Annotated in this window: 23 protein-coding genes; 17 read left to right on the top strand and 6 right to left on the bottom strand. The window is 28.9% G+C overall.

Going from position 1 to position 19,752, the window contains the following annotated elements; genetic code table 11:
* Positions 1–67 precede the first annotated feature (67 nt).
* From BEE63_RS06425 to BEE63_RS06390, 8 genes are all read left to right on the top strand, one after another.
* Complete coding sequence (locus BEE63_RS06425) at positions 68–739, top strand: response regulator transcription factor (RefSeq protein WP_066020593.1); 672 nt, start codon at positions 68–70, stop codon at positions 737–739.
* Entirely contained in the window at positions 727–1,926 is a 1,200-nt protein-coding gene (locus BEE63_RS06420; RefSeq protein WP_066020592.1) for a sensor histidine kinase, read from the top strand. Before BEE63_RS06425 ends, BEE63_RS06420 begins: the two co-directional genes overlap by 13 nt.
* A 230-nt stretch (positions 1,927–2,156) precedes the next feature.
* The gene (locus tag BEE63_RS06415; RefSeq protein WP_066020591.1) at positions 2,157–3,521 is read left to right on the top strand and encodes an extracellular solute-binding protein; all 1,365 of its coding nucleotides are present in this window, start codon (positions 2,157–2,159) and stop codon (positions 3,519–3,521) included.
* A gap of 13 nt (positions 3,522–3,534) precedes the next feature.
* The gene (locus tag BEE63_RS06410) at positions 3,535–4,023 is read left to right on the top strand and encodes a hypothetical protein (protein WP_066020590.1); all 489 of its coding nucleotides are present in this window, start codon (positions 3,535–3,537) and stop codon (positions 4,021–4,023) included.
* Positions 4,024–4,087: 64 nt separating this feature from the next.
* Positions 4,088–4,942: a carbohydrate ABC transporter permease gene (locus tag BEE63_RS06405; protein WP_066020589.1), complete on the top strand. Its 855-nt coding sequence runs from the start codon at positions 4,088–4,090 to the stop codon at positions 4,940–4,942.
* Between the two features lie 12 nt (positions 4,943–4,954).
* A complete protein-coding gene (locus tag BEE63_RS06400; RefSeq protein ID WP_066020588.1) occupies positions 4,955–5,782 on the top strand; it encodes a carbohydrate ABC transporter permease in 828 nt (275 codons plus the stop codon).
* A gap of 8 nt (positions 5,783–5,790) precedes the next feature.
* On the top strand, positions 5,791–6,939 hold the full coding sequence (locus tag BEE63_RS06395; protein WP_066020587.1) for an efflux RND transporter periplasmic adaptor subunit: 1,149 nt from the start codon (positions 5,791–5,793) through the stop codon (positions 6,937–6,939).
* Positions 6,926–8,197 carry an ABC transporter permease gene (locus tag BEE63_RS06390; protein ID WP_242874710.1) on the top strand — a complete coding sequence of 424 codons (1,272 nt, stop codon included), beginning with the start codon at positions 6,926–6,928 and terminating at the stop codon, positions 8,195–8,197. Before BEE63_RS06395 ends, BEE63_RS06390 begins: the two co-directional genes overlap by 14 nt.
* Positions 8,198–8,302: 105 nt before the next feature.
* Here BEE63_RS06390 and BEE63_RS06385 read toward each other — a convergent pair whose 3' ends face one another.
* The 3 genes from BEE63_RS06385 to BEE63_RS06375 form a co-directional block, all read right to left on the bottom strand.
* Positions 8,303–8,527 carry a (2Fe-2S)-binding protein gene (locus BEE63_RS06385; protein WP_066020585.1) on the bottom strand — a complete coding sequence of 75 codons (225 nt, stop codon included), beginning with the start codon at positions 8,525–8,527 and terminating at the stop codon, positions 8,303–8,305.
* Between the two features lie 99 nt (positions 8,528–8,626).
* Positions 8,627–9,007, bottom strand: coding sequence for a DUF4363 family protein (locus BEE63_RS06380; protein ID WP_066020584.1), 381 nt, complete (start codon positions 9,005–9,007; stop codon positions 8,627–8,629).
* A gap of 2 nt (positions 9,008–9,009) precedes the next feature.
* On the bottom strand, positions 9,010–9,696 hold the full coding sequence (locus BEE63_RS06375) for a YetF domain-containing protein (protein WP_066020583.1): 687 nt from the start codon (positions 9,694–9,696) through the stop codon (positions 9,010–9,012).
* 151 nt (positions 9,697–9,847) lie between these two features.
* Here BEE63_RS06375 and BEE63_RS06370 point away from each other — a divergent pair, with 151 nt between their 5' ends.
* From BEE63_RS06370 to BEE63_RS06355, 4 genes are all read left to right on the top strand, one after another.
* The gene (locus BEE63_RS06370) at positions 9,848–11,509 is read left to right on the top strand and encodes a nucleoside kinase (RefSeq protein WP_066020582.1); all 1,662 of its coding nucleotides are present in this window, start codon (positions 9,848–9,850) and stop codon (positions 11,507–11,509) included.
* Positions 11,510–11,727: 218 nt separating this feature from the next.
* Positions 11,728–12,411, top strand: a complete 684-nt coding sequence (gene sdaAB, locus BEE63_RS06365) for an L-serine ammonia-lyase, iron-sulfur-dependent subunit beta (protein ID WP_066020581.1) — start codon at positions 11,728–11,730, stop codon at positions 12,409–12,411.
* Position 12,412: 1 nt separating this feature from the next.
* Positions 12,413–13,285, top strand: a complete 873-nt coding sequence (gene sdaAA / locus BEE63_RS06360; RefSeq protein ID WP_066020580.1) for an L-serine ammonia-lyase, iron-sulfur-dependent, subunit alpha — start codon at positions 12,413–12,415, stop codon at positions 13,283–13,285.
* A 73-nt stretch (positions 13,286–13,358) separates the two neighbouring features.
* Positions 13,359–13,733, top strand: a complete 375-nt coding sequence (locus BEE63_RS06355) for a hypothetical protein (protein ID WP_242874708.1) — start codon at positions 13,359–13,361, stop codon at positions 13,731–13,733.
* A gap of 43 nt (positions 13,734–13,776) precedes the next feature.
* Here BEE63_RS06355 and pssA read toward each other — a convergent pair whose 3' ends face one another.
* Positions 13,777–14,316: a CDP-diacylglycerol--serine O-phosphatidyltransferase gene (gene pssA / locus BEE63_RS06350; RefSeq protein ID WP_066020579.1), complete on the bottom strand. Its 540-nt coding sequence runs from the start codon at positions 14,314–14,316 to the stop codon at positions 13,777–13,779.
* 179 nt (positions 14,317–14,495) lie between these two features.
* Here pssA and BEE63_RS06345 point away from each other — a divergent pair, with 179 nt between their 5' ends.
* From BEE63_RS06345 to BEE63_RS06330, 5 genes are all read left to right on the top strand, one after another.
* Positions 14,496–15,170 (top strand): TVP38/TMEM64 family protein, encoded by a 675-nt coding sequence (locus BEE63_RS06345; RefSeq protein ID WP_066023183.1) that lies wholly within the window; start codon positions 14,496–14,498, stop codon positions 15,168–15,170.
* Between the two features lie 90 nt (positions 15,171–15,260).
* Entirely contained in the window at positions 15,261–15,689 is a 429-nt protein-coding gene (locus tag BEE63_RS06340; protein ID WP_066020578.1) for a CBS domain-containing protein, read from the top strand.
* On the top strand, positions 15,655–15,855 hold the full coding sequence (locus tag BEE63_RS21620) for a hypothetical protein (protein ID WP_175400815.1): 201 nt from the start codon (positions 15,655–15,657) through the stop codon (positions 15,853–15,855). The genes BEE63_RS06340 and BEE63_RS21620 overlap by 35 nt, the downstream gene beginning before the upstream one ends.
* A gap of 139 nt (positions 15,856–15,994) precedes the next feature.
* The gene (locus BEE63_RS06335) at positions 15,995–16,882 is read left to right on the top strand and encodes a YegS/Rv2252/BmrU family lipid kinase (protein WP_066020577.1); all 888 of its coding nucleotides are present in this window, start codon (positions 15,995–15,997) and stop codon (positions 16,880–16,882) included.
* Positions 16,883–16,930: 48 nt separating this feature from the next.
* Complete coding sequence (locus BEE63_RS06330; protein WP_066020576.1) at positions 16,931–17,581, top strand: hypothetical protein; 651 nt, start codon at positions 16,931–16,933, stop codon at positions 17,579–17,581.
* A 128-nt stretch (positions 17,582–17,709) separates the two neighbouring features.
* On the opposite strand, the gene BEE63_RS06325 is transcribed toward BEE63_RS06330, so the two are convergent.
* Together BEE63_RS06325 and BEE63_RS06320 are read right to left on the bottom strand one after the other, a co-directional pair.
* On the bottom strand, positions 17,710–18,075 hold the full coding sequence (locus tag BEE63_RS06325; protein WP_066020575.1) for a P-II family nitrogen regulator: 366 nt from the start codon (positions 18,073–18,075) through the stop codon (positions 17,710–17,712).
* Between the two features lie 107 nt (positions 18,076–18,182).
* Complete coding sequence (locus BEE63_RS06320) at positions 18,183–19,400, bottom strand: ammonium transporter (RefSeq protein WP_066020574.1); 1,218 nt, start codon at positions 19,398–19,400, stop codon at positions 18,183–18,185.
* Between the last annotated feature and the right edge of the window lie 352 nt (positions 19,401–19,752).

Genomic DNA, 19,752 nt, shown 5'->3' with positions numbered 1-19,752 from the left:
AATATAATGGTGAATGAAAACTGTATTATATTGATACCTTTTTCAAGGAAAGTTAAAAGGAGTAAATATGAAATTATTAATTGTTGAAGATGACAAAGAGTTAAGTAGGGTATTAGTTAAAGGATTAGAAAAGTATGAATATGTATCTGATGTTGCGTTTGATGGAGAGGAAGGCTTATATTACATAGAAACGAATGTATATGATGCTGTTATTTTGGATATTAATCTTCCTAAAATAGATGGAATAACTCTTTGTAGAAATATTCGAGAAAAGTTTATAAATACACCTATAATAATGTTAACCGCTAGAACAGATACTGAAGATAAGATACTTGGGTTAGATAGTGGAGCAGATGACTATTTAGGAAAACCTTTTGAATTAAAAGAGTTAAGTGCAAGGCTTAGAGCATTAATCAGACGTAATTACAATAAGTCATCTAATGTTGTGAAAATAGGAAATTTAACTGTAAATGGTGAAGAAAAAACTGTAAAGGTGAAAGATGATATTATTGAGCTGACAGCACGAGAATATGATATATTAGAGTTACTAAGTTACAGCTATCCTAATATAGTATCTGCTGAAAAAATTATCGAACATGTATGGGATAGCAGTACAAATGAATTTACAAATGTAATTAGAGTGCATATTGCCAATTTAAGAAGAAAATTAAAACATAAAAATGGAGAAGAGTTAATTGAAACTATAAAAGGAAGAGGGTACAAGATATGCTCAAAATAAGGAGCAGAATTGCAGTATTGTATAGTTTCCTTACAATACTTTCAATTATTTTTTGTATAGTTTTATTTTTCTCATTTTTAAAGTTTAATATATATAAGAATCCTATTATATCAAGTATTATTTTTAATGGTGAAAGTACAGGAAATACAATATCAGCACCCAAAAAGAGGAGTATTAAAAATTCTAATAGAAATATTGTTATTTTAAGAAAAAAAAACTCAAATAAGGATTTTAATAATACGATTCCAAAAGGCATAGTAAATAATAAAGTTACAAGTTTTTCTGAAAATAAACTTGAAAAAGTAATTATTACAAATTTGTATAGTAGATTTTTTATAATTATAGGAATAGTGATAATTATAATTTCATTTGTTAATTTTATTTTAAGTAAAAAATATGCCTCATTTGCTTTGAAACCATTAATTGAATTTACAACAATGGTTAAGCATCAAAGCAATCTTAAAACTATAGAACTTATTGCCCCCCAAAAAGTTAAAGATGAGATTTATGATTTGACAGAAGCCTATAACGATGCTTTGAAAAAAATAAAGTCATCTTATGAAAACATGCAGCAATTAAACTCTTATGTATCTCATGAATTAAGAAATTCTTTAGCTGTTTTAAGAGGCAAAATTGAAATAGGGGAAGATAGTAGTGAAACAACAAAATACATAGATAGATTAAATTGTATTATAAGTGATATATTAGCTATGTCCACTTCTAGTTTATCTACTAATAAAGAAAATGTAGATTTAGCATTGGTTTGTGCAAAAATTGTTGATGAGTATTCTGTAGTATTCAAAAATTTAAAATTTGATATACCTGAGGATGGTGTTGAAACAATTAAGGGAAGAGAAATTTGGATAGAAAGATGTATTGTTAATCTTATTGATAATTCTATAAAATTCATAGATAAAAATAAAGATAGCAATGAAATAGATATTAAGGTATATGAGAATGATAAAAATGTTGTTGCAGAAATATATGATAATGGTATTGGTATTGAGGAAGATGAATTTGATAAAATATTTATACCATACTATGGAAGTAAAAGTCGAACAAGTACTGGAATTGGTCTTGCTTATGTAAAGCACGTAATGAATTTACATGGAGGCGAAGTTTTAGTTGAAAGTAGAAAAGGAGAATATACTAAATTCTCTTTAGTATTTAGAAAATATGAATGTTAACTTTAATTAAAAAGATTGATCTGAACTAATATTAAAGTGAATTTCACCCTATCAGATAGGTATGGAAAAATGGGCCGTGCTTAATCAGATAGGGTATTTTTATTGAATCTGGGTTTAATAAAAAATTGTTTAACAAAGTAAAAAAGTTAAATATTAGTATCTTAACGATATCTTAATGTTGGTTTTGATATGATATATATGGTAATTAAAAATGTTAGTGGGGTGTATTGATGATAAAGAGGAGAGCTGTATTAGTTATACTTTTGATAGTTGCTGTGTTAATTATTGGATTTTATCCTGTTGTTTTTAAACATAAAGTAGATGCCCAAAAAAGTAATGTTTTGAAACTCTATTTAGCTGGAGATGGTGAAAATTATGATAAAAGAATGGATGCAATTATTAGAGAATTTCAAAATAAATATCCTAATATAAAGATTCAAAAAGTGATGTTTGATACTAATAAAAATGGTGGAATAGAAGGATATGTGAAAAAAATGCTTACAGATACTTTAGCTGGAGACGGTCCAGATATATTAGTTTTAGATAATATGAGTACCAGAAAATTGGAGAAATCAGAAATGCTTCTTGATTTAAAGCCTTTAATCGAAAAAGATAAGGATTTTAAGAAAAGTGACTATAATATGAAGGTTATGCAAGCTGGTTTATATAATGGAAAACAGTTAATAATGCCAATTGATTATTATGTTAATCAATATATAACAACAAATAAGCTTTTAAAAGATAACAATATTAAGTTAAAAAACAGTTGTTCACAAAACGATTTTATGAATGAATTAGACGAATATATTAACTCGACTAATGAAGATAAAAATAAGTATCTCTTCTCCACACCCATGGATATAGAAGATTTTTTGGTTAGCAGCGGTGAAAAATTTATAGATTATGATAATAAAAAAGTGTATTTTGATAAACCAGAGTTTAAGAGAATAATTGAAAACTATAAAAAAATATATAATTCATCTAAAAAGGAATCAGACCTTGCAGGTATTTCTGGCGTTAATGGTCTAGAGGATTTAAAAAATGGAGATGTTTTATTTTCAAATGATCCTATTGATATGCGTGATACTTTTTTTATATATGAATCTTTGGTTAATCAATATATAGGAGAAAAGGAAATTATAAATGCAATGCCAAGCTATAAAGGAGGTGATAAGATTACGGCTATTGTAGGTAATTCATTAGCTATAAGTAAAAATGCTAAGAATAAGCAAGCAGCCTATAACTTTATAAAGATTGCTATATCTCAAGATATACAAGGATCACGTAAATTACCATCATATATACCTATTAATAAAAAAGCTGCAAGAGACTTAGAAAATAAGTATATGAAGGATGAAGTTAATAGTGCATATGAATACAGCAAGGATGTAACAATTGTAAAGCAACCTTTATCAGATAATTTTCAAAGATATTACAATAATGTACTTGATAATTTAAGTGGTGCACAAGTTACTGATTATGAAGTGGAACAGACAATGATGAAATGTTTAACACCATATTTTGAAGATAGGTCATCTTATGAAAATTGTGTCAGAATTTTAGAAAATAAAATTAAATTATATCTTAATGAGTAGAGGAGTGTATGTAATGAAAAGTAAAAAAAATATTAAAATCGCTATAAGTATAGTTAGTTTAGTTATTCTCATGTTTACAGTAGGATGTTCAAATGTAAATGGAAATTCTAATGATAAACAATCAACAGTTGCAAGTGATAATTCTAAAAATAAAGCTTCTAATCAATCATCCTCAGAAGTCTCAACAAGCAAAGGAGATTTGAATGGAAAAGTAGCAAAAATAGATGGAAACAATATAACAATTATAAAAACAAACGAAAAGAAAGGTTCAGTATCAATGCCTAAAAAAGGTTCAGCAGCAGCTACTCAAAATATGACTACATTTCAAGTTAGTAACGATACTGCTGTAACTGTTAGAACATCCGCTAATAAAGGAATGGATAATAAAGATGCAGCTGGTACAATATCTGATATTAAGGAAGACTCAATGCTAATGGTATGGGGAAAAAAGGATGGAGATGTTTTTAAGGCTACTAAAGTATTGGTATATGTATTTAAATAGACAGATTTAATTTGGTATATAAATCTAAATAAACACTATTCTGGCAAGGAAGGAGGGATAACGGGTGAAATACAGCAAGAGAGAAAATATAAATGGATATATTTTTTCAGCACCATCAATAATAGGATTTCTCTTATTTTTTGGTATACCTTTTATAATAAGTTTATTCTATTGTTTTACAAAAGGTGTAGGTGATGTAGAGTATGTAGGTTTTCAAAATTTTATTGATTTGTTTAAAAATAGTTCTTTTAGGTTAGCTGTTAAAAATACAATATTATTCAACTTAGTAAGTGTACCACTGGTTATGATAGTTTCTCTGTTAATTACATTGATTTTAAATAGTAAACTGAAGGGAGGATCTTTTTTTAGAACAACATTGACAATACCACTTGTTATTCCAGTAGCATCTGTAGCATTGATATGGCAAATTATATTTGCACAAACTGGGTTTTTGAATCAGGTATTAAAGAAATTTGGCGTAATTGGACCGGATTACCTCAATAGTAAATGGGCATTTGTAATCCTTGTTCTATTATATATATGGAAAAATTGTGGTTACAATATGATTATATTTCTTGCAGGATTAAATAATATACCTAAAGAATATTATGAAGCTGCATCTATTGATGGATGCAGCAAGATTGGTGCTTTTTTTAAGATAACACTACCACTATTAATTCCTACAATATTTTTTGTTTTTATAATCTCAATAATAAATTCATTAAGAATATATAGGGAAGCTTATATTCTCTTAGGAGAGTATCCAGATTCTAGTGTGTATATGCTTCAGCATTTTATGAATAATAATTTTACTAATTTAAACTATCAAAGACTTTCTACAGCTTCTGTTATAGTTTTTGTTTTTATAGCGCTTGTACTTGGTTTATTATTTAGATTACAAAAAAAGTACGAGGTATAGGGGAGATAAAGTATGACAAAATATGGTAAGATTTTAAAGCTAATCCAGTATGCAATACTAATTTTATTTATGCTTTGCGTGATTGTGCCAATAATTTATATAATTTCTAGTTCGTTTATGGGGCAAGCTGAAGTCAAAGATACGGTTGAAAACTATAAATTTCATGTTATTCCAGATTCATTTACTTTAATCCAATATTATGAAGTCCTTCTTAGAAAACCAGATTTCTTATTAAAATTTTGGAATTCTATAATATTAACAATGCCTATAATTTTGGGACAGATAGTAGTATCGGTTTTAGGAGCGTATGCATTTGGCAAAATAAATTTTCGCTATAAGAATAAAATATTTTTTCTGTTTATTTTACTTATGGTGATGCCATATCAAGTTACACTTGTACCTATTTATATAATGTTAAAAAAGATGAATTTGGTTGGAACTTATAGTTCAGTTATATTGCCAAATATTTTTTCTACATTTGGTGTGTTTTTATTGACACAATTTATAAAGGGTATTCCAGATGAACAGTGCCAGTCAGCTAAGATTGATGGAGCTAATCATATACAGATATTATTAAAGATTATTGTTCCTCAATGCAAGGGTGCTATAGCTTCACTTGCAATTCTTTGCTTTGTAGATAATTGGAATATGATAGAACAACCTTTAATTTTACTTGATGATAAAGAGCAACCTATGTCTACTTTTTTATCACAAATAAATCAGACCTCTATAGCTTTGGCTTTTGCTTGTGGAGTATTGTTTATAATACCGGCAATGTTGATTTTCTTAAAGGGTGAAAAGGCATTGCTAGAAGGAATACAGCATCTTGATAGTAAGTAGGAGGGTATATGAAAAGAAAAAAAGTTATTAATATAATTATTATTGCGTTTGTTGGTACGTTGATTTTTTGTACGTACTTTTCTAAAACGATAAAGAATATGTTGTTACCTAAGGTTACAGTTGTAAATTTAAAATCTGGAGCAATAGGAGATGTTTTTGAGACACAAGGTACTCTAAATTATGAAAATACTCATAAAATATATTCAGCAAGTGATTGGAATGTCAAAGAAATTTATGCAAAGGTGAATCAAAAAGTTAAGAAAAATGATATTATTGGGAAAGTAGATAATGACTCAATAACACTAGAGGAAAGAAAAGAAGAAATAGATATAATGAAGATTCAGGATGAATTAAAAAGTTTAAATACAACACCTAATCCAGATAAGGATAAAATTCAAGAAGATGAGTATGAATTAGAGACCGAAAATCTCAAAAAGAATCAGCTTCGTCAAGGCTTGGATAAAGACGGAAATATACTTTCGGATATTGATGGCACGATTATAGGTATAAATTCACAATATTTATCTCAAAGTCCAGGTCCAGCTTCAGGTCCAGCTTCAGGTTCAGACTCAGGCTCAGACTCAGGCTCAGACTCAGGCTCAGGTTCATCTGCTTTATTTGAAATTGTAGGGGATAATCCTAAGTGTTTGGTTAATTTTGAAGTGCCCTCTAAGAGTGCAGATCAATTTTCTATAGGAGGAACAGTAAATGTACTTATGAAGGCAGATGAAAAAAGTGACAAACAAAATAAAGTTCTTGCAACAATAACACAGAAAAATTATAATTCGGAAAAAGATATGTATACATTTTCGGCAGAAATAAATGATGCAGTAAATTTTAAAGAAGGAGATAAGGTAACAGTAAGTTCTGTAGAAGATACTAAAAGATATGATAATGTAATACCTAAAAGCTGTTTGAGCGAAGACGGTGGATTAGATTATATTTTTGTTGTTAATATGAAGGATGATGCATTAGGTGGGGAAGACTATGTTCAGAAAGTTCAAATACAAGTGATAGCTTCAGATGATAAAAGCTGTTCAATTAAAGCACCAGCTGGACAATCAATTCCTAAAAACTATGGTATTGTAATGAGCACTTCAAAGGAAATTCAGGATAATTCTGAAGTTAAGTTAGATAATAAAAATGAATCAAGGTGATTTTGTGAATGCAAAAAAGATTATAAAATTAAATTTTATAATATGGTTAATTGTATTTATAGCAATATTAGTAGGAAGTGCTTATTTTAATTACATGCTAAGTCTAGAGGTTCCTAATATGGTAGAGTACAAAAGAATAAGCAGTAATGGTATAACGTTTCAAGAACTCAATAAAGTAAAAGAAAAATGTAGTAATTTAAATTTTACTGGATATGCTGAAAATACTTGTAATGTGAAAAATAAATACGAGGTTATACCTAATAAGGATATTAAAACAAAAGTAGTTTTGACAGATGAAAACTTTTTTCAATTATACCCATACAAATTAATAGATGGAGGGAAACTTGATTATTTATCAGTTAAAAATGGAAATAGAGTAGCAGTAATTAGTGATAATTTAGCAAATGCTCTGTATAAAACAACTAAAATAGTTGGAGATATAATTATTATTAATGATGAAAAGTATAAAATCATAGGAGTTTATAAAACGAATAAATCTTTTACTTACAGTATGTCAGATGATGGTTATGAAAGGATAATGATTCCATACTCTTCCTATAGGGTGTCGGATAAAAAAGAAAGTTTATCAGTTGATGTGTTTACAATTAGGGATACAGTTCAAAATAATGCAAGTAAAATAAATAATAAGTTAATAGAAGTAGTAGGAAGTAAGTTATCCTTATATAGTATGCTAAATTATACAATATCAAAAAAGATAAGTTTTCAGTATACATTAATAATGTGCTTTTTAGTTGGAAGTTGTGGGATAATATATTTTATAAAATTACTTATAAAATATATTAAGGAATTTAATCAATTAATTAAAGATAACTTAAAAAATAAGTATTTTTGGTGCTTAGTAAAAGAAAATACCAAAGAGATTTTAATTAATATTGGAAAAATTACTATATGTTTAGTATGTATTGTTCTTATATTTAAATTGATAAAATTTAATATAGTTATACAAGATAGCTACTTGCCAGCAGATAATATTTTTGATTTCGAATTTTATAGAAAGGCTATAGTAAAAAATGTTCAGTTAGTGAATGCTAAGGAAAACGGATTTAGTAATATTTATAACAGGTATTTAACTAATATTACTGGAATAGAAAAAATAGCATTAGTGGAAGAAATCTTAGCGTTTATTTTTGCTTTAATAAATGGTGTTGCATTGATAAAATCAAAATATAGCTATTCTGTAAAATATAATTTTAATTTATTAAAAAACGATACAGTTAAAAAATTTATAGGAATGTAACTGATGAATAAGGGTGCAGTTTCATTACATGAAAAGCACTCTTATTTAAATATAATAATAATCAAGAAGATGTTTATATCAAAAAACGAATCTTCTAAATAATATTTAATGACATTTATTTTTAGTATAAGAATTTATGAGCTCTTCTATTTTAGGAATGCATCTTTTTCCACAGCAGCCGCCGGAACCAGCACCCGTAGTTTTTTGAACATCTTCAACAGTTTTTGCCCCGTGTTTTATTGCTTTTTTAATAGAATATCTTGATACAGCTTTACATACACATACTTTAGTCAATTTATCCATAATTTCTTCATTGGTATTATTCATAATAATGACTCCTAACTATAAAATATTTTTGAAAATAAAGATATTAGATTGTTTCTATTTTAATATAATTAATAACTATTTTCAATAAATATTATTTATTATTTAAAAAATATTTTGAATGTTTATTTTTTCAAGATTTACTACATGCTTAATTAAAAAGTTTAAAGAATGTGTTGATTCCATAGCATCCTTTTTTTCTTTATATTTAATGGATTGAGAAAGCTTTTCAATTTCCATGCTTATATCATCAGTCTCAGCGTGATGAATGTAGACAGATAATGTATTTGATTTTTTATCCCAACTATTTTCAAATGTTTTTAAGTAGGAAGTAGCTTTATCATATTCTCCGCTTTTTAGCGAGTTTTGTATTTTTGCATTTAAATCAAGAAAATAACCACAGGTTTTATTTATGTATTTTATTGAAAAGAAACTCATTAAAATTATACCTATGAATAGAGACAAGGCTATAACTATATTTTTCATGTTTAACTCTCCTTAGTATCATCATATTTTTGATAATAAAAGTCACCTTTTGAATTTATAAGCGCTATAAAAACATCTTCTGGAGAATTTATCTTGTTTTTCTCAAGCTGTTTCATAAGCCACTCTGCATCTTTTTTTATATACTTAATATTTTTAACATTTACTTTCCCATCTAGTATAAGGGTTACAGGTACCACTTCCTGTTTAGTTTTTAATTTTAAATCTTCCTTAGTGGCATTAGTGAGTTGAGTTTTTGGTATTAAAGATATTTGACCGCTAGTTTCAAGTATGGCAAATTCAATATCTTCTACATTGTAATAATTTTTAAGTCGCAATTCTTCCATTAAATCATTTATGTTGAGCCTCTGACTTTTTAGGGCGCTAACATCAATTTTACCCTTATTTATTAAGAGAGTTGGTTCACCACAGAGTAAGGTTCTTGCTTTTTCACTTTTTAGCTGAATAAGTGATAGAGATATTTCTAAAATCAGCAGGGTTATTATAGGTATTATTCCATGTATAAGTGGAATTCTTGTGTCCTGCATTGGCAAAGATGCAAGTTCTGATATCATTATTGCAATTACAAGTTCAAAAGGTTGAAGCTGACCTATCTGTCTTTTACCCATTAATCTCATTGTTAGTACGACTAAAAAATATAATATTATAGTTCTAATCATAATAATGAACATAGTATCAATCCTTTTTAGATATATTTATTTTATATGATTATAGTTTCTCAAATAAGCAAAAAATATAATTATAAAATGATACATTTTTGATAAATTAAAGTATAATATTATGGTAAAAAGTTTTAATTTAAGGTATAAGGGGATGTTATAGTTGAGTACTGTTAACATTAAATTAAAAAATGGAGAAAATTTTTCAGTAAGTAGAGGAACTAGTTTTTATGATTTTATTAAAAAAAATAATTTGGAGACTGATGCTCCGGTTGTGCTTGGAAAGTTAAATGGTAATATTTATGAGCTTACACATAAATTTAATTATTCAGGTACATTTGAAACTATAGATATAAAAGATTCAATTGGCATTAAGGTCTATGAAAGAACTCTTCAGTTTATTTTAGTTAGGGCTGTTTCAGAAATATTTAAAGATGCTGTAGTAACAATTGAGCATTCAATAAATAATGGTATATTTGGCGAGATTCATAAAAAAAATGGTGATTTAACTGAAGACGACATAATTAAAATAAAAAATAAAATGATGGAGATAATTAAAAAAGATATACCAATAAAAAAGATTACTATAAAAAAAGAGGATGCAATTAAAATATTTGAAGGCTATAATATGCCTGATAAAGTAAAACTTTTAAAATATGTTAAGGTTAAGAACTTAAAACTTTATGAGTTAGATGGTGTTTATGATTATTTCTATGGAACTATGGCTTATTCTACAGGTATATTTAAAAAATTTGACTTAGTTTATTATAAACCTGGATTTATTCTTAGAATACCTTCTGAAAAAGATATAAACAATCTTCCATCATATCACGATCAAACTAAACTTTATAATATATTTTATGAAACAGAGCAGTGGGGTAACATCTTAGGAGTAGGAGATGTTGGTTCTTTAAATGATAAAGTAATGCATGGTGATGTGCAGAATATAGTAATGGTTTCAGAAGCACTTCATGAAAAGAAAATTGCATATATAGCTGATATGATATATCAAAGAAAAGATGTAAAAGTGGTACTCATAGCAGGACCATCTTCATCGGGGAAAACAACATTTTCAAAACGACTTGGAATACAGCTAAGGGTAAATGGGCTTGTACCTGTAGCTATTTCTCTTGATGATTACTTTGTAGACAGGAAGCATACTCCAAAGGATGAAAATGGAGATTATGATTTTGAGTCTATAGATGCCTTGGACATAAATTTATTTAATCAAAACTTAAAGGACTTAATGAATTACAAGGAAGTTACTCTTCCAAAGTTTGATTTTAAAACAGGATCTAGAAAGTGGAGCAGCGAAAAAATCAGGCTGCCTAAAAATGGAGTTATAGTTATAGAGGGTATACATGGACTTAATGAGAAATTGACACCTTCAATAGATAGGAAAAATAAATTTAAAATATATGTAAGTGCTTTAACCCAACTTAATCTTGATAATCACAATAGGATTGCAACAACAGATGTAAGAAAAATAAGAAGGATTGTACGAGATTACCTTTCAAGAGGATATGGGGGAGAAGAGACACTTAAAATGTGGCCATCTATAAAGCGCGGAGAGGAAAAGAATATATTTGTATTTCAAGAAGAGGCCGATGTTATGTTTAACTCCACTTTGGTTTATGAGCTTGGGATACTTAGAAAGTATGCATTGGTGGAACTTTCCAAAATAAAACCTTCAAGTAGTGTATATTATGAAGCTAGAAAGCTTAGAAGTTTCCTTAACTTTTTTAAAGATATAGATGAAAAATTTATCCCACAGAACTCAATATTAAAGGAGTTTATAGGCGGAAGCTGTTTTTATAACTATTAAATAAGTGAAATCATTACGAAACTTAAATTATATATGTACCAAAATATCAATTATCAAGATATTATGGTACATATATAATTGGTAGTTGAGTTGATTTCACTGAAATCATTGCGAAACTTAAGTTATATATGTACCAAAATATCAATCATTAAGATATTATGGTGCATATGTAGGTCGTAACTGAGCTGATTTCACTATACAAACTTAGGAGGCAAATAATGAAAGAATATAGTGTATTTGATATACTAGGACCCATTATGATTGGACCGTCAAGCTCACATACAGCTGGAGCTGTTAGACTTGGTAAAATTGCAAGGGCAATAGCTGAGGAAAGCAAGTTAAAAAAAGTTGTTTTTATGCTTCATGGGTCATTTTCAGAGACGTACAAGGGACATGGTACAGATAAAGCATTGGTTGCAGGAATATTAGGAATGGAACCGTGGGATGCTAGAATAAGAGATTCCTTTAAGATAGCTAAAGAGCAGGGAATAGACTTTGAATTTAAGGGAGCCGATCTTGGAGATGTACATCCTAACACTGTTAAGTTTTTAATCACAAAGTCTGATGGAGAAACGGTAAGCGTAATGGGGTCATCAATAGGTGGTGGCAATATAAATATAATTGAGATAAATGGCAGCAGCGTGGATTTTAAAGGAAATTACCCAACATTAATAGTATCCCATAAGGATGTACCAGGAATGATATCAAAAATTACAACTATGATTTATGAGAATAACATAAATATAGCATTTTTAAAGGTATATAGGAACAGCAGAGGATTTTCAGCTAAAATGATTATAGAAACTGATACAGTAGTATCAAAGGAAGTTATAGATAAAATACAAGGTGTAGATAATATAAAGAGTATTATAGCAATAAATCCAGTTACAGAAGGTGAATAGAATGTTTGTTAACAATGGTGAAGAACTTATAAAAGAATGTAATGAACGCAAAATAAGTATAGCAGAGTACACTATAAACGAAGAAATTTTAAAAAGCCAAAAAGACTATGATTATGTATTTTCAAGAATGAAGAAAAATTTAAAGGTTATGCAGGATGCTTCTGATTATGGTACTAAGAATAAAGTGAATTCCATGAGTGGACTCATAGGAGGAAGTGGATTTAAATTAAATAATTATGCAGAAAGTGAAAATACTATTACAGGTAAATTTATGGTTAAAGCAATGGCAAGAGCAATTGCTTGCTCGGAAGTTAATGCTTCAATGGGAAAAATAGTGGCTGCGCCAACAGCGGGCTCTTGTGGAATACTTCCGGCTGTTATCTTAACAGTAGGCGAAAAATTTAATAAAACAGATGATGAACTTACAAAAGCATTATTTACTGCTTCAGGAATTGGAATGCTAATTGCTAAAAATGCAACTTTATCTGGAGCGGAAGGTGGTTGTCAGGCTGAATGTGGTTCTGCGGCGGCTATGGGAGCGGGTGCAATTGTAGAAATGCTTGGAGGAACACCAGAAATGGCACTAGATGCAGCGGCTATTGTAATTAAAAATGTCTTAGGACTTATTTGCGATCCTGTTGCTGGTTTAGTTGAAGTGCCTTGTGCAAAGAGAAATGTCTCTGGAGCTGTAAATGCACTTACAACAGCAGATATGGTACTAGGAGGAGTATCAAGTGTAATTCCATTTGATGATGCTGTAGATGCTATGTACAAAGTAGGAAAACAGCTTCCATGTGAACTAAGGGAAACAGCACTTGGGGGACTTGCAGTTACTAAAACAGGCCAAAAATTAAAAAATAAAATAATGAAGTGATAAATTATTTAATCATATATAAAATTTATATATAATATAATTCAATGATAGCTATTATTTGGGTAGTAGGGATTTGGATAGCAAGAAGTCAATAGATGGGTATTGTTGTGATTTGAATAGATTATCGGATTTTTTAACTAAATATGTTAATTCATATAGACTATTAATAGGTGGTGCATGTGAATTAAATCAGATTACACCAGCACGGCGGAGTGATGTCAAGCATGCACTTGAAAGGGTTAATAAACTAGGTGATATAATAGATGATCTTCTTGACGTAATTGATGAGTGTCAAGATGATTATATAGATTATTGTAAGATAAAAGCTTGTATTATTAAGTGTAAGATAAAGAAGAAGAATATAGAAGATGAGATATGTGGTAAACGTGATTGTGACTGCCGGGAAGAACCTAGACCGAAATCACCGCTGCCGCCAAAAAATAAATGAGGATGAGGCTCAGTATGTATATTTTAAAGTCCTCATCCTTATTTTATAATTTCTTGATTTTTATGTTACATATCATTAAATACGATAATATAAGCATTAAAATTATTGTAAGTACAGCGTTTGGATATTGATTTAACATAGTATATACAAGTAAATACAATGCCATTAATATACCAGCGACTGTGATCGGAATTCCGCGGAATGAACCATCAAAAGTTGATAGGTTATAACGTGCTAACCTATAGGCTCCAGCTATAGGAAATATTAAAACCAAAATATAACCTGCGAATCTAAAGTTAGAACTAAAATTACATAAGTTGTATGCTAGAATTGATGGTGCTACGCCAAATGAAACGAGATCAGCAAGAGAATCGAGTTCTTTACCGAGTTCACTTGATACATTTAAAGCTCTAGCAACTCTACCATCGTACCTATCTATAATTGCAGCGATAATTATAAATAAACAAGCTAATTTGTAATATTCTTGATTATTGGATGAAGCAGCCAAAGTCATAACTAATGATAACAGACCGCATGATAGGTTACTAAAAGTAAAAATATTTGCTACTGAACTTTTAGCCATAAAAAATCACTCCTAAAAAGTTAATGAAAACAATATAACAATCTATATTATAGCATATAAATTCTATTTTGATAATAAAATTTAAACTAAAATAAAACTTATTTTTTTGGTGTGTCATTTATTGCACTAATATGTTATTATTATTAAGTATTTATAGTAGGTGGTTTGAGGTGAATAAAATGAGTCGTAAAATGAAGAAAATTTTATTAGGCATTTTGACTATTTTAATTGTGTTGATTGTAATTCTTTTTATTAAAGAAAATCATATATTCCGTTTCCACAGAGGTGGAATCTTTCATATAAGTCCTAGAATGATAAGAAGGTACATATTAAGCTATGGAAAATACGCTTCGTTAGTTTTTGTAATAATGTATTCATTGAAGCCATTTTTACTTGTTATGCCAGTATGGATATTTTCAGTAGTGGCTGGAAGTGTTTTTGGTCCATGGAAGGCATTTGCATTAAGTATGATAGGGTGCTATTTTTCTGGAACCATTGCTTTTATGCTTGCGAAAAAACTTGGAAGGCCTTTTGTAACTAAAATTTTAAAAGGAAAAGTTATGAAACTAGATGATAATATAGATAAGCATGGATTAGTTATAATACTTCTCATGAGATTATCATTTATTTTTCCATATGATGCTTTAAGCTATGCAGCAGGACTTACTAAGATGAAATACAGTGAATTTATTTTGGGAACGCTAATTGGTGTGGCACCTGAAATGCTTGGGTATTCATTTATAGGAAAAGGTTTTGGAGGAAAAATGTCACTTGCTTCTTTTCTTCCAGTATTATTAGTGGTATGTATAGCACCAATTGCATATTTTGCGCGTAAAAAATTAAATAAAAAATAAATATAAAACGCTTTCCTGGTTAAACTATATGTAAGGCATAATATAATAGAATTTATGCGCTATATATAATGTTCTAGGAGGCGTTTTTTTATGAAAGTAAGTGAAATAATGACTAAGGCTGTTGTTACTATAAATAGTGAGGATAACGTAAAAGTAGCAGCAGATCTTATGAAGGAACATGATATAGGATCTATTCCTGTATGTGCTAGTGGAAAAATCATAGGAGTTATAACAGATAGAGATATAGTATTGAGAACAGTGGCTGATGGAAAGAATGGCACAGAGCAAAGCGTTAGAAGTATAATGACATCGACACCTGTAGTTGCAAGTCCAGATATGGATGTAACTGAGGCTGCAAGGATAATGAGTGAAAGACAAATAAGAAGACTTCCTGTTGTTCGAGATGGAAAGCTTGCCGGAATAGTTTCACTTGGTGATTTTGCAGTTGAGAATAACACAGATAATTGTGCCGAAAAAGCTTTAAGTGGAATTTCAAGTCCTTGTTGTCCTAGAGTTTAAAGAAAAACTAAGAATTAAGAAAGAAGAATTAAGAATTAATGATGATTTTCCTTCGCTTTGCTTTGGAAAATCTACATTTTATAAAAGAACATTTCCACTAGTAGAAATGGAAGAAATTATAAGATTAAGAGTTTTTCATAGTGAAACGGAGAAAAAGTTACAATAATTATTAATTTTATTTTTCCCCTTGTGTATAATAAATCCATAAGATGCTACCATAATCTTGTGGATTTATTTAGATTAATGATATAATAATATTATTATAATTGGTAAAATTTATTGCAATGAGGGGAGAACAGATAATTATGAATAAAGTAAAATTTATATATAATCCATTTTCAGGTGAGAATTTAATTATAAATAATATAGATAAAGTTATTAAAGTGCATCAAAAATATGGCTATACCATAGTTCCTTATAGAATAGAAATGAATTGCAGCATAGAAGAAGCTTTTGAAGATATAGATGATACATATAAATATGTTCTTATAGCTGGTGGCGATGGAACAGTAGATAATGTGGTTAACGTTATGAAAAAATGTAACGTAGATATTCCTATTGCAATATTACCTGTAGGTACTGCTAACGATTTTGCTAAATTCATAGGGATGCCATCAGATATTGAGATGGCATGTGAGCAGATTTTAAATAGTGAAGTGAAAAAAGTTGATTTAGGAAAAATAAATGATAAGTATTTTATAAATGTTGCTAGTGCAGGTCTATTTACTAATGTTTCTCAACAAACGGATATAAATATGAAAAACACTATGGGTAAACTGGCTTACTATGTTAAAGGTATAGAACAGATTCCTAATTTTAAAAGAATTCCACTTAAAGTAGAGTCAAAGGAAAATAACTTTGATGGAGAAATGATTCTTATTTTAATATTTAACGGTCAAACTGCAGGTAACTTTAAATTTGCGTATAAGGCTATTGCAGATGATGGTATGCTTGATGTAATAATAATAGAGGGTGGAATGGTTAAAGACCTTGTAAATATACTAATAAAGATGTTTAAAGGTGAACACCTTGAAGATGTAAATGGAATAATATATTTTAAAACAGATAATCTTAAAATTGATTGTAAAGAAAATATAGTTACTGATATAGATGGAGAAAGAGGACCTGATTTCCCAATTGAGATTTCTTGCATAAAAGGTGGACTCGAAATTTTTGGTGTAAAGAATATTTAAAAGATTTTAATAGTAATAATAAGTAATATTATTTGTTGGAGGGGTAAAGTGTTTTTTTATGCCTATATTTTAATGCTATTACTTATTATTTTTATGTGCATAAATTTAATATTTGACTGCTTTAAGTGTCCTGTAAAAATAAGGAGAATTGTTATAGTATTAACGGTCTTTCTTGCAATAAGATACGCAGTGATGCTTTGTATGTGTTTAAAGAAAAGTATAGATTATATTTATTTTATAAGACCTTTTATTTTATTGGATTTAGTGTGCATACCATTACTCATACTAATTATGATTTTTGTTTTTACAAGAAAAGTAAAGTTCAATTTTTTGCATGCCTTAGCGATGATTTTTATATTCGTAGGCTTATATGGTGTTTTGCTTAGCAAGATTTTAAAAACAGCAGTTCCATATTATAATTATAATTTTGGGTATTTAATAGATTTTAAGGGTAATGAATTAACTATAACTATAATTAGAATTATCATGTATGTTTTGTTTCTTATATTATGTGGATTTTTTATTGGTGGGAAAAATGCACGGAAAGCAGGTTTTTGCTTTTTAATGATTGTTCTTCTAATTAATATAGTAGAAAATATATCAGTTATAGTTGTGCCAAAGGTTATGCCGGAGTATTTATGTGGTGAAATTTTATTTCTCATCTGCTTAAATTATATGGTAAGACTATTTAAAAATTAGATTAATATTTTTTAAAACATAACCTAAAAAGCTTTGTTATGATAAGCAAAGCTGCAAAAACAAACATAAAATTAAAAGGCTGCCTATAATTAGAAAGGCAGCCTTAACTTTATGAATTATTTTAATTACTATTCTTTATCGTCTTGAAGTGCGTTATAATCTTCTTCGCCAGTTCTTATTTTAACTACTTTGCTTACATCATATACAAATATTTTTCCGTCTCCTATTTTCCCAGTTTTAAGAACATTTTTGGCAGTTTCAATAACTTTTTCAACAGGAACAGAACATATAACTATTTCAACCTTTATTTTAGGATTTAAAGTGATTTCTACAGGATTTCCTCTATAGTATTCAAGAGTTCCATTTTGAAGTCCACATCCCAATACATTAGTAACTGTCATACCAGTAACTCCAATTTTATTAAGTGCATTTTTTAATTCATCAAACTTTTCTGGTCTTGTAACGATATCGACTTTAGTCATTTTATAATCCACAAATAGTCATCTCCTTAAAATATAATAGTCTATACATAAAATATACTATTTTGTAAACAAAATTTCTATATGATAAGCAAAAAAATTGAAATAATATTTTATAATTACTACTCTATGTGATAAGCTCTTTCACCATGCATTGTTATATCAAGTCCTAATGTTTCTTCATCTTCGCTTGCACGCATCTTAAATATTAAGTTTACTACAAAAATAATAATTATTGTTCCTACTATTGAATAGGCATAAGTAGCAATAGTAGCTTCTATTTGTTTTAAAAGTAGTGAAGCATTACCGTAAAGGAGTCCGTTTGCTCCAGTTGAATTGACGGCTTTTGTTGCAAATATTCCAGTTGCTATACTTCCCCAGGTTCCGCCGATACCATGACATCCAAAAGCATCTAAAGCATCATCATAACCTAATTTTCCTTTCATATAAGTTACTGAGAAATAACATATAATTCCGCCAATAAGACCTATTACTATAGAAGAACCTACAGTTACATATCCACATGCAGGTGTAATTGCAACTAGACCAGCAAGTGTACCTGTTAATGCACCAAGTATTGTTGGTTTTTTACTTAAAGCCCATTCACATGCAATCCATGCAACTGTTGCTGCAGCAGCTGAAGTATTTGTAGTTAAGAAGGCATTCATAGCCACACCATTTATTGCAAGGGCGCTTCCAGCATTAAAACCGAACCAACCAAACCATAAAAGAGTTCCACCTATGAAGGTTAAAGTTAAATTGTTTGGAGAGGTCTTTAAAGACTTTCTCTTTCCAATCATTATGGCTGCGACAAGTCCTGAAACTCCGGAACTTATATGAACAACAGTTCCGCCAGCAAAATCTAAAGCACCAAGATTTTTAATCCAGCCACCGTTACCCCATACCCAGTGAGCAAGTGGATCATAAATTAGAGTTGTCCACATCAATATAAAAAGTATGAATGCTGGGAATTTTATTCTTTCTGCAAATGCACCTGTTATTAAGCCTGGAGTTATTATTGCAAACATTAATTGAAACATCATAAATAAAACATGTGGGATAGTAGCTGAATATGGGGCAAATGGTTTAAAACCTACATTGTGCAAAAAAGCATAATGAAAATTTCCGAAAAGCCCTGAAATATCAGGACCAAATGCTATAGAATAACCTATAAGTATCCATTGAAGAGATACAATAACCATGCATGCATAGCTGTGCATCATAGTGCTTAGCGTATTTTTTGTTTTAACCATACCACCATAAAACATAGCAAGACCCGGTGTCATTAGCATGACTAGAATTGTTGATAAAAACATAAAACTTGTATCCGCTGAGTTCATAATAAAAATAGTCTCCTTTGATTTATTTGTAATAGTTTAATATGCTATAATAATATCAAACATTCAAAAAAAATTCAAGTTTATCAAATAAAAACATCATTAAATGTAAAAAAGACAATAAAACCACGTAGAAATTTTAAATTTATATTTTTAATGGATAAAAATGTTTGCCCCAAATATGAGCTATATATTCAATTTGAACAAGGCCTATATTTTTTAGGTTGAAAAATTCACAATTTATACTATAATTAAAGGTGTAATGCAATTTAAGGAATGTATACTGGTATAATGTGTGTTTTTTTACTTTAGTTTAATGAAGATATGTTAGTTCTTTGTTGAAATTTTTAAAAGT

It is taken from the genome of Clostridium pasteurianum (assembly GCF_001705235.1).
GTDB classification, from domain to species: Bacteria; Bacillota; Clostridia; order Clostridiales; family Clostridiaceae; genus Clostridium_S; species Clostridium_S pasteurianum_A.
Note: the sequence above shows the minus strand (reverse complement) of the source record. Positions and strands in the feature narration are given on the sequence as shown.